At 60.0% G+C, this 13153-nt stretch carries 11 protein-coding genes; 3 read left to right on the forward strand and 8 right to left on the reverse strand.

The genetic code is table 11. From position 1 onward, the window contains the following. Window positions 1–43: 43 nt before the first annotated feature. The 6 genes from BSY238_RS05410 to BSY238_RS05435 all read right to left on the reverse strand — a co-directional run bounded on the left by BSY238_RS05410 (window position 44) and on the right by BSY238_RS05435 (window position 7401). Window positions 44–1645 carry a TIGR03016 family PEP-CTERM system-associated outer membrane protein gene (locus tag BSY238_RS05410; protein ID WP_223300277.1) on the reverse strand — a complete coding sequence of 534 codons (1602 nt, stop codon included), beginning with the start codon at window positions 1643–1645 and terminating at the stop codon, window positions 44–46. Continuing rightward, a complete protein-coding gene (locus BSY238_RS05415; protein ID WP_069038237.1) occupies window positions 1593–2588 on the reverse strand; it encodes an XrtA-associated tyrosine autokinase in 996 nt (331 codons plus the stop codon). The genes BSY238_RS05410 and BSY238_RS05415 overlap by 53 nt, the downstream gene beginning before the upstream one ends. A 9-nt stretch (window positions 2589–2597) precedes the next feature. Continuing rightward, window positions 2598–4205, reverse strand: a complete 1608-nt coding sequence (locus BSY238_RS05420) for an XrtA system polysaccharide chain length determinant (protein ID WP_069038238.1) — start codon at window positions 4203–4205, stop codon at window positions 2598–2600. 36 nt (window positions 4206–4241) lie between these two features. Next, window positions 4242–4868 (reverse strand): XrtA/PEP-CTERM system exopolysaccharide export protein, encoded by a 627-nt coding sequence (locus BSY238_RS05425; protein WP_069038239.1) that lies wholly within the window; start codon window positions 4866–4868, stop codon window positions 4242–4244. 85 nt (window positions 4869–4953) lie between these two features. After that, a complete protein-coding gene (locus tag BSY238_RS05430) occupies window positions 4954–6165 on the reverse strand; it encodes an ABC transporter permease (RefSeq protein WP_069038240.1) in 1212 nt (403 codons plus the stop codon). A 6-nt stretch (window positions 6166–6171) separates the two neighbouring features. Continuing rightward, window positions 6172–7401, reverse strand: a complete 1230-nt coding sequence (locus BSY238_RS05435) for an ABC transporter permease (RefSeq protein ID WP_069038241.1) — start codon at window positions 7399–7401, stop codon at window positions 6172–6174. Window positions 7402–7519: 118 nt separating this feature from the next. On the opposite strand from BSY238_RS05435, the gene BSY238_RS05440 reads away from it, so the two are divergent. The 3 genes from BSY238_RS05440 (at window position 7520) to BSY238_RS05450 (ending at window position 10708) form a co-directional block, all read left to right on the forward strand. Then, window positions 7520–8395: a ThiF family adenylyltransferase gene (locus BSY238_RS05440; RefSeq protein WP_069040476.1), complete on the forward strand. Its 876-nt coding sequence runs from the start codon at window positions 7520–7522 to the stop codon at window positions 8393–8395. 26 nt (window positions 8396–8421) lie between these two features. Beyond that, entirely contained in the window at window positions 8422–9489 is a 1068-nt protein-coding gene (locus BSY238_RS05445) for a nitroreductase family protein (RefSeq protein ID WP_069038242.1), read from the forward strand. A 208-nt stretch (window positions 9490–9697) separates the two neighbouring features. Beyond that, window positions 9698–10708: a PEP-CTERM sorting domain-containing protein gene (locus BSY238_RS05450; RefSeq protein ID WP_069038243.1), complete on the forward strand. Its 1011-nt coding sequence runs from the start codon at window positions 9698–9700 to the stop codon at window positions 10706–10708. A 101-nt stretch (window positions 10709–10809) separates the two neighbouring features. Here the strand turns inward: BSY238_RS05450 and BSY238_RS05455 are convergent, their stop codons facing one another. Continuing rightward, complete coding sequence (locus BSY238_RS05455) at window positions 10810–12018, reverse strand: glycosyltransferase (protein WP_223300278.1); 1209 nt, start codon at window positions 12016–12018, stop codon at window positions 10810–10812. Further along, window positions 12015–13148 (reverse strand): NAD-dependent epimerase/dehydratase family protein, encoded by a 1134-nt coding sequence (locus BSY238_RS05460; protein WP_069038244.1) that lies wholly within the window; start codon window positions 13146–13148, stop codon window positions 12015–12017. The genes BSY238_RS05455 and BSY238_RS05460 overlap by 4 nt, the downstream gene beginning before the upstream one ends. Window positions 13149–13153 lie beyond the last annotated feature (5 nt).

Consider the following 13153-nt stretch of genomic DNA (forward strand, 5'->3'; position numbering starts at 1 on the left):
GACCTGTCCGACTGAAACACTTCACCTGGCACGCCCCGTGCAATCAGTTGAAACGTGTAGTCAAGGTTGCGATGAGCGCATTTTCGTCCACATCTCCGCTGATGACTGTGGCACGTGTCATGCGCAAACCTATCGAACCATTCGTGCGGGCGCCTAACGGGGTCGACAGCGTCAGATTCAGGACATCCCTGTTGCTGCTCAACCCGGACAGGGAGTTCGATCGACCGTTCGACTGGGTGGATGTGTAGTTGAGCACCAGCGATGAAGTTGATCCAACGCGATGCGACAGGGTCGCGTTCCAGCCATGCTGCCGGATCACGCTGGCGAGATCGAAGTCATCCCCACCCGTGATGCCGCCCGAGCCAATTCCCCTGTCGCTCTCGTTCAAAAAGACACTCAGCAACAGAGTGCTGCGAGCACCTGTGCGTGTAATCGAAAACTGCGATCGAGTCTGGAGAAATTCGAGATCAGTAAGGATGGGGCTGAGTCCGACGACAAAGCGATCGAGTCCTCGACTTAAGAGAAACTCGTTCATCAATTGCTCGCGCTGAATCGTGTCCGTGACACTGGCGAAGGGCTCAATCTGTGAAAGGCTGTCAAAAAGATCGGACACGCCTGTCGGCTCGAGAAGTTGCTGCGCGCGATTGGTCAGCGTGCGCGTATGCGTTGCGGTGAAAGCCATCTGCGCCATCCGATGCGTGGCATTCAGCAAACTCGTTGTGGCAAAGGGTCGCTTGTCGATATCGGCCCTGATGGAGGTGCGAGGGGTCGGTGTCCAGACCAGACCGAGGCCATAGGTATCCTGATATCCCTGCGCGGAAGGATTTCGCCCGGCATTGAAAGCATTACCTTTCTCGAATCCATAGCGCACCGACAGTTGCAGCGATGCATCCGGGCGGAAGATGAGGGAACCCGTGATGCGATCGCGCTTGGTGTTGCCACGATCCGAATCGGTCGACGTCGAACTGACGTCCGCCCGCCAACCGATCTTGGCCGGCTTACTTTCAAGCGCTCCGGTGAAAGTTTCGGTGCTGACGCTGCCCAGATTACGGGACGATTCAGTTCGAGCCGACGAGAAGCTGGAAGACCAGGTGGCGATATCACCCAGCCTCAACTTGCCGCGGAAAGAAGGCGTAACCGAAAAGGTTCTAGTGTTGTTGAGCTGGTTCGCGGAAAGTACGTTATCGGTGGGTACCGCATTGAAGACCGACCTGTTTTGCTGACTTGAAATGGCACGCACATCAATGAAGAACAGATCATCGACAACTTCGAAGCGACCATTCACGTTGTAGGCATGCGACAGCCTGGACGAGAAAGTTTCATCCACATAATGAAAGTAGCGCGGCGTGTAGGCAGCCGCCAGATTGATCCGGGGGCTCACCCGTCGAACGCTGATCCCCGGGTTCACCTCAAATACGGTATCAGACTGCGGATCTGTCGCAGAAAAGCTGATGTTGTCGGATGAAACCATCCGGGTCGACAACGTGGGCGTAACCCTCCAGTTCTCTGCCTGCGCAACCGGCGCATCCAGGCCGCTCAAGGCGACGAGGAGCGCAGCAGCAAAAAAACGCCCTCCGCGGAAGCTTTGCCGACTAATCAACAACCTTCTCGCCCGGCACTCGGTTCCGGTCAGACTCATAGCCATAGCCGTATCCGTAATAACCATAGTAGCCATCCGTACGCGCATAGCGCGCCTTATTGAGAACCACCATCTTGACCGGGCAGTTGCGAACTCGTGACAGTGCCTGCTTGAGCGTTGCGTGCGTGGTACGCCCCGCCTCGACGATAACCACGATTTGACCCATCGATTGAGCAAGAACAGGCGCTTCGGTTGTCACCATCAGCGGCGGAGAATCAAAAATGATGATCCGGTCCGAATAACGATGCGCGAGTTCGACGAGAAGCGCATGCATCGCTCCGCTCGCAAGCAGTTCCGTTGCGTTCTTGTGTGGCATGCCCGCCGGCAATATCGTCAGCTTTTCGACATTTGTACGCAAAAGCACATCCGGCAAACTGACCGCATCATCGAGGAGAACATCCATCAAGCCTTTTGCAGGAGGCAATCCAAGCAGGTTGAGCACGGATGGACGGGCTACATCCGCATCCACGAGCAAAACCCGGTTGTCGAGTTCCATCGCGATGCTCATCGCCAGATTAATGGAATTGAAGCTCTTGCCTTCACCGGGGACAGAACTTGTCACCATGATGAGATTGCCGTTATCCACCGGCGCTGCGCCTTTGCCGTGGGCGTTTGCAAGAATTGGCCGCTTGATGACCCGAAACTCTTCTGCAACCTGGGATCGCGGCGAAGAGGGCACCACCAGGCCCATCGAATCCAGCCGATTCAGGTCAAGTTCAACCAGACGCGATGTCGCGTCCGGCATCGTGTCGACAGGCCGCAACTCACCCGGTGCTTTACCAGCTGGGGCACGTGCAGCCGTGCCCCCTGCGCTTGAGCGCTCCAGAGGCTCATCTTCCTCCGGCTTGTTGATCGCCTCGTGCAGATCGATTTCCTCAATGGAACCGATCTCGACGCCTGCTCGCTTGAGCAGCCCCATCCGTGCAACAGCTTGTTCAATGATGCTCATGATTTTTCCTCACGCACTGCGCATCACAAGCGAGACGAACGCAAGCATGGCAACGTAGGCCGCAACCAGACCGCCAACGCCACCGAGGAACACGATGCGACGTCGCCGCTCATATCGCTTGCGTTCATCGGCCAGCAGCATCGAAATCGAGCCAAGGACCGGCAAACCAGCAACGTCAGCGAGTGTTTGTCCGTCGTGAAACACGGGGCGTATCTGGGAAACGACAACTGAAGACGCGATGCCCACAACGAGCGCCGCGACGATCACGACTGTCAGCAGAATGAGGCGGTTGGGTGCCACAGGCTCGGGGGAAACCCGCGGGGGTTCGATAAGCCGGAACTCCGCTACGCCGGTCGCGTCCATCTCTTCCGACATCGATGCAGACTCACGCCGCGATACGAGGTTGTTGTAGTTGGTCTGGTGAACCTCGTAATCCCGATTCAGTTGCGTGAATTCGGCCTCGAGCTCAGGCACGAGCCGGGAAGATTGACGTAGTTTTTCAAGGCGACTTTGATACTCCGCGACGCGGGCACCCAGCGAAGCAACCGAGGCTTCGGCCGATGCCAATGCAACCTTGATCTGCAAATAAACGGGATTAGGTATTTGTTGAGCACCGGCCACCATCTTCTTTGCAGCCGCCGGTTCCTTGCTCGACTCTGCCTCCTTGGCCTCCTCGGCATACTGCTCAACAATCTTTTTCCGCTCGGCTTCGAGTGTCCGTATGCGCGAACGCAGCTGAACGATATCCGGATGACGATCGGTATACCGCTGCAAAAGCGCTTCAATGTCGTTGTTCATCGACGCAATGCGGCTGTCAATCTCCGCTGTTGAAGGCCCGCCGCTCGACGAGGTCATGCCCGGGAACGTAGACTCTGACGCAATCGTCGGTTCTTCGCCGAGCAGTTGTCTGGCGAGTGCATCTCGCGAATTCGATGCTTCACGAAGTTCCAGCTGTGCTTGGTTAAGCTGCTGCTGGGCATCTCCGAGACTGCCGTAAAAATCTTTTTGCCCGCCGCCTGGACGCTCGAGGTTTTTCAGCTTGAACTCCTTGAGGCGATTTTCGGCTTCGAAAAGTTTGGCTTCATACGCCTTGATCTGCTCTTCGATGAATTTGCGAGCCTGGTCTGAATCCTGTCTTTTGCCACCAAGACCCGATTCGACGAACAGCGTCACGATTGCCTGAACGACCTTTTGCGCGCGAGCAGGCTTCTCGTCGCGAAAAGACACGAAATAGAGGTTGTCTCGTCCCGATCCTGACAGGACGACCTTCTTGATCAGTTCATCGACCAGCGCTTCCTTTTCGGCTTTTGTCTTCGCCTCCAGATCAAGATCGGCCATCCGGATCAGTTTCTCAATGCTGGGGCGACTGATGAGCGTCCGGCTAAGCATGTTGATCTGCTGATCGACGTTCGGCTGTATGGCCAAACCGGACATCAGCGGCCGCAGGATCGATTGCGTATCGACATAAATCTTCGCCGAGGCCTGATACTGATCCGGCAGGATGAGCACGACGCCCATGCCTATCGTTCCGACCAACCAAGCCGTCAGCAGACCTACCCAACGGTAGCCCCACGCCTGCCTTATGTAACCGGACAACTGGCGTAGAAGATCATCCACGTGCAAAGACCTCCCTCTTATCGTGGCTCATGGAGCTCAGAACCAGCTCTGCGGAATGATCAGGATGTCGCCAGGCTTGACATCCACATTCGCGCTGACGTCACCACGCCGGATGAGGTCTTTCAGACGCACGTTGTATTGCTTGTCACCTTCGGAGGTGCGCAGGATGGTCGCCGCGTTGCCATCGGCGAAGTCGGTGATGCCGCCCACCGCAATCATCACGTCAAGCAGGGTCATTTTCTGCTTGTAGGCCAGCGCCTGCGGCTTGGCCGCTTCGCCGATGACCCGGATCTGTTCGCTGTAGGGACCGATGCCGCCCGCCACGATCACGCTGACAATGGGATCACGGATGTACTTGGACAGAACCTGCTCGATTTCGCGCGCCAGTGTCGTGGGATCGCGACCCGCGGCCGGCAGGTCCTCGAACAGCGTACCGGTGATCTTGCCGTCCGGCCGGATGGTGACCGTCGACGAGATTTCGGGGTTGCGCCAGACGACGATATTGACCGAGTCGCCCGGGCCCAGGATGTAGTTGTAACCATCACTGTAAGCCTGCGTCGGGGCGGCCGGGTACGGTGACGAGGTGCAGGCCACCAGCGCAAGCGGCGCCAGGAGCAACGCACATTTGCGCAGGGCGGACATCAGAAAGATCGAACGAAGCATTGCATCCTCCAGAAGGACAGCGGCGAAACAAGCCGCGAATCATAGCCAATGCACCCGAAAGTGCGCTCTATTCCGTCACGGCTCATCAGATGTTGTAGCGCAGCGCATCGACGATTGGCGTGCGCGACACCCGGTGGGCCGGCAAAAGCGCGGCCACCAGGGTGGCGATCAGACCGACCCCGAATGCCAGTAACACCGTATTGGGCAGCACCCTGACGGTAGCGGTGTAGGCGACGTTGGAATTCGGCGGCGGCGGCATCGGGATGCCGACCTCGCTGATCGCCAGCGCCGCGAGCGTACCCAGCACGACACCCACCACGGCGCCAAACAGACCCAACATTGCGTTCTCCACCATCACCAACCTGAACACATAGCCACGCGTGTTGCCCAGCGCCATCAGCGTACCGAATTCTCCCACACGCTCGAAAACGCTCATGTTTACCGTGTTGAACACGCTGAGCAGCACCATGATCAGCACAATCCACTGCAGCACGCCGAACTGCGTGCGATACAGCTCGACCGTCTTCGCGTAGAAATCAGACAGCTCCACCCAGTCGCGGATATCGAACCCCAGCGACTGCAACCGCGGAATCAGCAAATCCTTCACCAGCGCAGTATCGGCCGTGCGGTGCAGCAACAACACGATCGAATTGGCGCCGTCGCGCGCCAGCAGCTCCCTCGCTGCCGCAATGGGAATTCTTACGGCACGGGTATCGAAATCTTTCGAAAAGCTTTGAAAAACGCCTACCACGTTCAGTTCGGTCGTGTTCAGGGCGCCGTCCGCAGTATTCATGATCAGCGTGACGGTATCTCCGGGCTCGAGCGCCAGCGCCTTCGCCACACCGTCGCCGATCAGCACGCCCGACGTGTCTTCGTCCTTCAATTGCCGGCCCGCAGTGATCCGGACAAACGTACCGAGGTGATTTTCCTTGTCCGGCTCGACGCCCTCGCCGACGATGGCCCAGTCCGCCTTGCCGTTGTTGAGCAGGCCGGCGAACCGGATACGCTGAAGCACGGTATCCGCTTCGGGCATCTTGGCCGCGAAGCGCGCGATCTGGTCGGCGTCGTCGATGACGTACTTTTCCGGCGAACGCGAGCCCTTCTCGTAGAAACCCTGCTTGAACACCTGCACGTGGCCGAGCTGACTGTGGATCGTGGCTTCGCCCAGCTGGGTCAGCACATCCGCCACGAAACCGCCGGTCAGAATCAGACCGGATACGCCGAACACGATGGCAGCCAGAGTCATCGCGGTACGCGATTTCTGACGGAGGATGTTGCGCAGGGCAAGTTTGAACATGGCGGCTCAGCGACTCTGGCGCAAGGCGTCGACGATGTTCATGCGCGACGCTCTCCAGGCGGGATACAGGCTCGACACGAAGCTGCTGACCACCGCAACCAGCATGGCCTGCGCCACGATATTGAAGGTCAGCATGATCTTGCCGTCAAACCCTTCCTCCATGCCGGGTGGCGGCGGCAACGGGATGCCCACCGCGGAGATTCCGACCGCCAGCAGGCAACCCAGCACCACGCCCAAGCCACCGCCCACGACACCCAACATCAGGCCCTCGGACACGAAGATGCGCAGGATGCGACTGCGCGTGAGGCCCAGTGCCATGCAGGTACCGATCTCGCTGACCCGCTCCATGACGCTCATGGACAGCGTATTCGAAATGCTCAGTACGATGATCATCAAAATGATCAGCCGCACCACATTGATCTGACTGGAGAAGAGGTCGCGCGTCTTGTTGTAGAAGTCGGCCAGTTGGTACCACGGCACGAGCTCAAGCCTGGCGGCCGGAAGCACCTTGCGCAACTCCTCGATCTTGCTGTCAGTGGCGTCGGTGCGCTCAAGCAGCACCAGCCACTGCTGTGCACCGGTCACCTTGACCAGCTGTTGAGCCAGCGCAATCGGCATGCGCAGCGCAGAATCGTCGTATTCCTTGCTGACCGAAGTGAACAGACCAACGATGGGCGCCTCGATCGCATTGATGCTGCCGCCGGCTGTCGTGGTCAGCAGCACGATGGTGTCGCCGACCTGGGCATCGAGATTGATCGCCAGGCCACGCCCCATGATCATCTCGTTCGCACTGTCCACGGCGAGGTTACGCCCGCGACTGATGCGGATCGAACTCGACAGCACGGCCTCGGCCTGCGGCGACACGCCCTGCCCGAGGAAGGCAAAGGTGTTTTCGCCCTTGCTCGCCAGGCCGTTGAAACTGAGTCGTGGTGCGATCACCTTCACGCCGGCGCTGGATTGCACCGCCGCACGCGCCGCCTCCTCGCCTTCGATGATGAAGCCGAACGGATCCGATGTACCGCGTTCAACGTACCCTGGCCTGACGACCTGGATGTGACCGAGCTGTGACTTGATCGTCGATTCGCGCATCCCGTCCATCAACCACTCGATGAAGCCGGCCGAAAGGATCATGGCGACAACGCCGAAGCTGACCGCTCCGATCGCAATCATCGTGCGCCGCCCCTGTCGCAGCACGCTACGCATGGCCAGTCGCAGATCAAGCAGCCAAAACTTCATGCGGATTCGAGGGGTAAGATGCTAAGGTACTGCCAGCATAACAGTTTTTTACTTTCCAGCAGCCGTGAGCCTTCAGGGCAAAAACGCGCTGGAGCGATTGCCGAATGGCAGGACGAAGATGAATCACTCCGCATTTGACTATAACGAAGCATTCAGCAGGAATCTTGGGTGGTTTACCGAGGTTGAGCAGCAAAAACTGCGCACCAGCACGGTCGCCATCGCCGGGCTGGGCGGTGTTGGAGGGATCCACCTGCTGACGTTGGCGCGACTCGGGGTCGGTCGCTTCCACATCGCGGACTTCGACACCTTCGACGTCGCCAACTTCAACCGGCAGGTAGGCGCCACGATGAGTACGCTGGGGCAACGCAAGCTTGACGTACTGGCCGCCCAGGCGCGAGACATCAACCCTGAAGTCGAGCTGAAGCTTTTTCCTCTGGGCGTTTCGGCCGAATCTCCCGACGACTTCCTGCGCGGTGCGGATATATATATAGACGGGCTCGATTTCTTCGCCTTTTCGGCGCGCCGCGCGACCTTTGCAGCCTGTCATCGGCTGCGCATTCCGGCTGTCACTGCAGCGCCGCTTGGCATGGGTTCGGCCCTGCTCGTCTTCCTGCCCGACCGGATGAGTTTCGAAGCGTACTTCCGGCTCGAAGGGTGCGACGAAACCGAACAGGCGCTGCGCTTTCTCGTCGGTCTGGCGCCGGCAGGCCTGCACCGCCCGTATCTGGTCGAACCCTCGCGCATCGATCTGGCAGCGCGACGAGGCCCGTCGACCATGATTGCGTGCAACCTGTGCGCGGGTTTTGCCGCCGCCGAAGGCATCAAGCTGCTGCTTGGCCGCGGCGAGGTGCGCGCTGCACCCTGGGGCCTGCAGTACGACGCCTTCCGCAACAAGCTGGTGCGCACCTGGCGGCCGGGCGGCAACAACCACCCGCTGCAACGGCTGATCATGTCCATCGGTCGTCGTCAGCTCGCACGCAAACCTTCGGTCTGACTCCCCACCCCACGCGAGGCACCTCCATGCGCGTCATCGAACAGATCCTCGACCTGGCCCGATGGGCTCCGAGCGGCGACAACACCCAGCCCTGGCGCTTCGAAATCCTGGCCGACGACCATGTACTGATCCACGGCTTCGACACGCGCCACGACTGCGTGTATGACCTGGAAGGCCACGCCAGCCAGCTTGCGCACGGCGCACTGCTCGAAACACTGCGCATCGCCGCCACCCGGCACGGCCTGCGGGCCGGGTGGACTCGCCGGGCCGGCACGCCGGATACCCATCTGCTGTACGACGTACGACTGCAGCCCGACCCGACATTGAGGGAAGATCCACTCCTTGCATATATAGAGAAGCGAAGCGTGCAGCGACGCCCCATGCCAGGCGCCCGCCTGACACATGCCGAGCGCACTGCACTGGAAAGCGCGGCGCTTCCGCTCAAGGTACGCTGGTTCGAATCAAGATCGGAACGCTGGTCGATCGCCCGTTTGAATTTCGCCAACGCCAAGATCCGCCTGACCATCCGCGAAGCGTACGAAGTCCACAAGCGGGTGATCGATTGGGGCGCGCGGTTCAGCGAGGATCGCATTCCCGAAGCGGCTGTCGGTGTGGACCCGATGACGGCGAAAATGATGAAGTGGGTCATGCACAGCTGGCCGCGTGTCGAGTTTTTTAACGCGTGGCTCGCCGGTACCTTCGCGCCGCGCGTCCAGCTCGACCTGATTCCCGGCATCGCATGCTCGGCGCACGCCTGCCTGATCGCGCCGGAGCCCATGGAAACAGTCGAGCAGCGGGTGAACGCCGGCGCCGCGGTTCAACGCTTCTGGCTGACCTGCGAACAGCTCGGCCTGCAGCACCAGCCGGAAATGACACCCCTCATTTTCAGCCACTACACGCGCAGCGGGCTGCGCTTCACGACGTCCGACAGCGCACTGACCAGCGCTCGTGCGCTGAGCGATACGCTTGAATCCATGCTCGGCAAGGGTGATCTTGATCGCGCGGCATGGCTATGCCGTGTGGGCCGGTCCCGCGGCGCCCCGGGACGCTCATTGCGCAAGACCTTGCAACGTCTTCGAGCGGGCTTGACGTGAGTGGCTCACAACATCGCGGGAGCCGGCATAAAAGACCTGTCGAAATACTTTACAAATCTGAAGCAGAGCCTGACCGAACCGCTTCAGACGCCTCTTTGGAAAAAATAAAATTCATTTAATTCATTGACTTAAAATAAATCAAACAAACTGGCTCGTAGATTGCTTATCGGTACTCGTGGTTCTAGTCACCTACCAGTCGGAGTTCAAAATGATCAAATTTTCGAAGCTTGCAATAGCAGCAGCGCTCGCCGGTGGTTTTTCGATGGCGGCGCAAGCCGATCCCGTGTCGATCACTACCCCCAACGGCGTTGTCAGTGGTATCACGGCATTTGACTGGGCACCGTCGCCGGTTCTCGCCCAGAATGGCAATCAAGCGTTTGTCGATCTGGCAAACGGTATCAACGACGGTGTTGCCGGCGCTCGCGGGAATACATTCGGCAACCAATTCACGGTTTATTCGCAGGGTCGCCTGTCCGCCTTCCTCGGCGGCACTGGCGCAACGGCGCAATTGTTCAATGGCTCGGGCAGCACGGCCAACAAGTACGAAATCACCTTCGAGCTTGCTTACGACGAGATCGTTTACCTGGCGATCCCGGATGGTGGCGAGAACCTCGCACGGTTCGACCTGGCTGCGACCCAGACGAATAATTTCTTCCGTATTTTCGTGAAGGATCTGGACGCTACTGCAGCGTCCAACTACGCCGCCGGCACGGGTTTTAACACCGGTACGCTGGTGTTTGAAGGCACGATCGGAGCCGGAGGTGCAGGCACGACTTCGACCTTCACTGCCAGTACCACGCTGGGCGTGGTTGGTGGTGACAATGATGCCTCGAATGGTACCGGCCCGTTTCAGGGTACCCCGTCGGTTACCGGCTCAGGTGCGACTCCCGAATTTGATCTGCTGACGGTCACTCCGACTGTCTATGATCTTAATTTTTGGAACGTCGAGCTCACCTCGTTCGTGATCACGAACATCAGCCAGAATCTCCCGTTCCAGTCGGTGGATGCCTCTGCGGTGATCGTTGGACAGGTCCCGAATATCGGCTTGGTCAATGGCGGTACGGTTATTATTAACGACCGTTTGGTCGCTGCGGGTCCGGACATCCTGTTCCAGACTGACTTCAACGGGGTTGCTCAAGGCATTCCGGAACCCGGCACGCTGGCACTGGCTGGCCTCGCTCTGGGCGCTCTCAGCCTGGCACGTCGCCGCAAGGCCTGATCGGTTAAAACCGATTGAGAAAAACGGGAGCGCGAGCTCCCGTTTTTTTTCGTCCTGAAATCGCAGGCAGATCGAATCCCGCCTTCTTCAAGGTGGGTGATTCAGACCCTGATATGTGCCCTGATCAGGTCGTGCAATCGCATGCCTGCATTGAAACCGGCGAAATCGGCGCGTACGCGCGTAGCTGCATCCCTGAAGCCCGGTTCGCCGACCATGCGATCAACGGCGGCCCGCAACTCATCACTGTTCACCGTCCCTGCACGAAGACAGATGCCGGCTCCCGCATCCTGCACCCGCGACATGGTGAGGAACTGGTCCATGTTCGAGCACAGCCCGATCACCGGCCGACCTTCCGATAGCGCCTGATAGACGGTCGCACTGCCACCATTGCAGATGACGAAATCCGCGCGCGCGGCCGCCGCAGCACCGGGCAGATAGTCCGCGACGAAGCATGATGCACTGCTGGCGGCGATGTTCGAGCGCCCGGCCGTGGCGGTCATGCACCGGACGCCCTGCTGCTCCAGCACTTCGAACAGTGCCGGCAGGAGGTCAACACGTCCGGTCGACCCCAGGGTCACATAAGCCAGCGGCCCAACGGGAATCTGCGTCCACCACTCGGGCAACGGCGTATCCGGTGACCAGACGATGGGGCCGATGAAGTGATGATTCAACGGGCAGTCTGCGCTGACCGGCACCAGGGAGGGCGTGTCGGCATACAGCGTGAAATCGCCATCGGTATAGGCGTATCGGACATCGGAAAAGGTCGACAAGCCATGTTTGCGCCGCAGTGCATTGAGCGGTCGGGCATGCAGGCGGAACGCGATGGGCTGCGCCATCCGGAAAATGGGTGTGGCCAGGGCCGGGCCGAGCAGGCGGGTGAGCGTGATGTCGGGCAGAGGAAAGCGCCGATGCACAGACCACGGACTCCAGTGCGCATTGCACAACGCCATGTAAGGAATGCCCGCCACCCGCGCCGACACACTGAGCGACAGCCGGAAGTCGCCGACCACGACATCGGGCTTTTCGCGCTGGAGCAGATCGACATCCTGCTCGATGTAGCGCGCGAGTTCGGCCTGGGTGTACAACGGCGCACCTTCGGCAAGACGCTCGAGGAAAAGCGCGGGCGGAATGCTGTCGAGGCCGATGCGCGACAGACCCGTACCGCGCAGGCACAGGTCGAAAGCCCCGGCCGACGCAATACTGACGTCACATTCTGGCGCGAGCGCCTGAGCGAGCACGACCGGGCGGGCGACGTGCGCCAGCGACACCGCTTCCGCCACGAACAGCACGCGGCGGCGCGCCGTCATCATGCGCCTCCGGCGCGACCGAACAGTCCGAAACGGGTCAGCTCGGAAACTGTCTGTTGATAACGATCTTCGGACGCCTGCGTACGCGCCCAGGTCTCGAATTCGGCCATGCCGGCATCGAGTGTGCAGGCCGGCTCATAGCCGAGCTGCGCGCGCGAGATGCTCAGATCTGCGACGCAACCGAAGATGTCGCCCACCCGGAACTCGCCCTTGTCTTCCATCGACACCGGCTTTCCGGCGGCGCGGGCGAGCGCGTTCGCGATGTCTGCGATGGTGCTGGAAACCCCCGCACCCACATTGAAGACGGCGCCGGGCGCCACGTCCTGCGTGAGCGACAGCAGGTTGGCAGCCACCACATCCGATACATGCACGAAGTCGCGCACTGGCAGGCCACCTTCGTAGACCGAGATCGGCTGACCGGCACAGATGCGCGAGTAAAAGATCGACACCACGCCGGTGTACGGATTGCGCAGGGACTGGCGTGAGCCGAACACATTGAAGTAACGCAGGATGGTGGCCGGTATACCGAAGGTCGATGCGGCGTACCGCACATAATCTTCCTGCTGCTTCTTGGTGATCGCGTAGACCGAAAACGGCTCTGACAGCTTGTTTTCGGGCGTCGGAATTACTTCGAGGTCAGCCCCGCACACCGGACAGGGCATGGCGAACCGGCCCGCCTGCAGACGCTCCCGGGCACGGGCGCCAGGAAACTGCACGCCATGTTCGGCGCACCGGTAGGCGCCCTCGCCGTAGATGGCCCGCGACGATGACAGCAGGAAGCGCTTGAGCTTGTGTCCGCCCTTCACGATGCCCTCGATCAGGGTCGTCGTGCCGAGGCAATTCACGCGCACATAGTGGGCCATGTCGTACATGCTCTGCCCGACGCCGGTCAGCGACGCGAAGTGAAACACGGCATCCACGCCTTCCAGTGCGCGTGCGACATCGGCTGCATCACACACGTCTCCGACCATCAACTCGACTTCAGGCGCGAGGTAGACCGGTCGTTGTCGGTCCTCTCCGTGTATCTGCGGATCCAGGATGTCGAGCGCACGCACGCTGTGACCGCATGCGAGAAGCGCATCGGCGGTATGCGAGCCGATGAAACCCGCGCCACCCGTAATCAGTACTCGCATTGACG

This window comes from Methyloversatilis sp. RAC08, assembly GCF_001713355.1.
In the GTDB taxonomy this organism is placed as follows: Bacteria; Pseudomonadota; Gammaproteobacteria; order Burkholderiales; family Rhodocyclaceae; genus Methyloversatilis.

Bases quoted from the DNA above. Each gene is read 5' to 3' on its own strand.
- BSY238_RS05410 (WP_223300277.1), bottom strand. From the start codon at position 1,645: ATGGCTATGAGTCTGACCGGAACCGAGTGCCGGGCGAGAAGGTTGTTG.
- BSY238_RS05415 (WP_069038237.1), bottom strand. From the start codon at position 2,588: ATGAGCATCATTGAACAAGCTGTTGCACGGATGGGGCTGCTCAAGCGA.
- BSY238_RS05425 (WP_069038239.1), bottom strand. From the start codon at position 4,868: ATGCTTCGTTCGATCTTTCTGATGTCCGCCCTGCGCAAATGTGCGTTG.
- BSY238_RS05430 (WP_069038240.1), bottom strand. From the start codon at position 6,165: ATGTTCAAACTTGCCCTGCGCAACATCCTCCGTCAGAAATCGCGTACC.
- BSY238_RS05435 (WP_069038241.1), bottom strand. From the start codon at position 7,401: ATGAAGTTTTGGCTGCTTGATCTGCGACTGGCCATGCGTAGCGTGCTG.
- BSY238_RS05440 (WP_069040476.1), top strand. From the start codon at position 7,520: ATGAATCACTCCGCATTTGACTATAACGAAGCATTCAGCAGGAATCTT.
- BSY238_RS05445 (WP_069038242.1), top strand. From the start codon at position 8,422: ATGCGCGTCATCGAACAGATCCTCGACCTGGCCCGATGGGCTCCGAGC.
- BSY238_RS05450 (WP_069038243.1), top strand. From the start codon at position 9,698: ATGATCAAATTTTCGAAGCTTGCAATAGCAGCAGCGCTCGCCGGTGGT.
- BSY238_RS05455 (WP_223300278.1), bottom strand. From the start codon at position 12,018: ATGATGACGGCGCGCCGCCGCGTGCTGTTCGTGGCGGAAGCGGTGTCG.
- BSY238_RS05460 (WP_069038244.1), bottom strand. From the start codon at position 13,148: ATGCGAGTACTGATTACGGGTGGCGCGGGTTTCATCGGCTCGCATACC.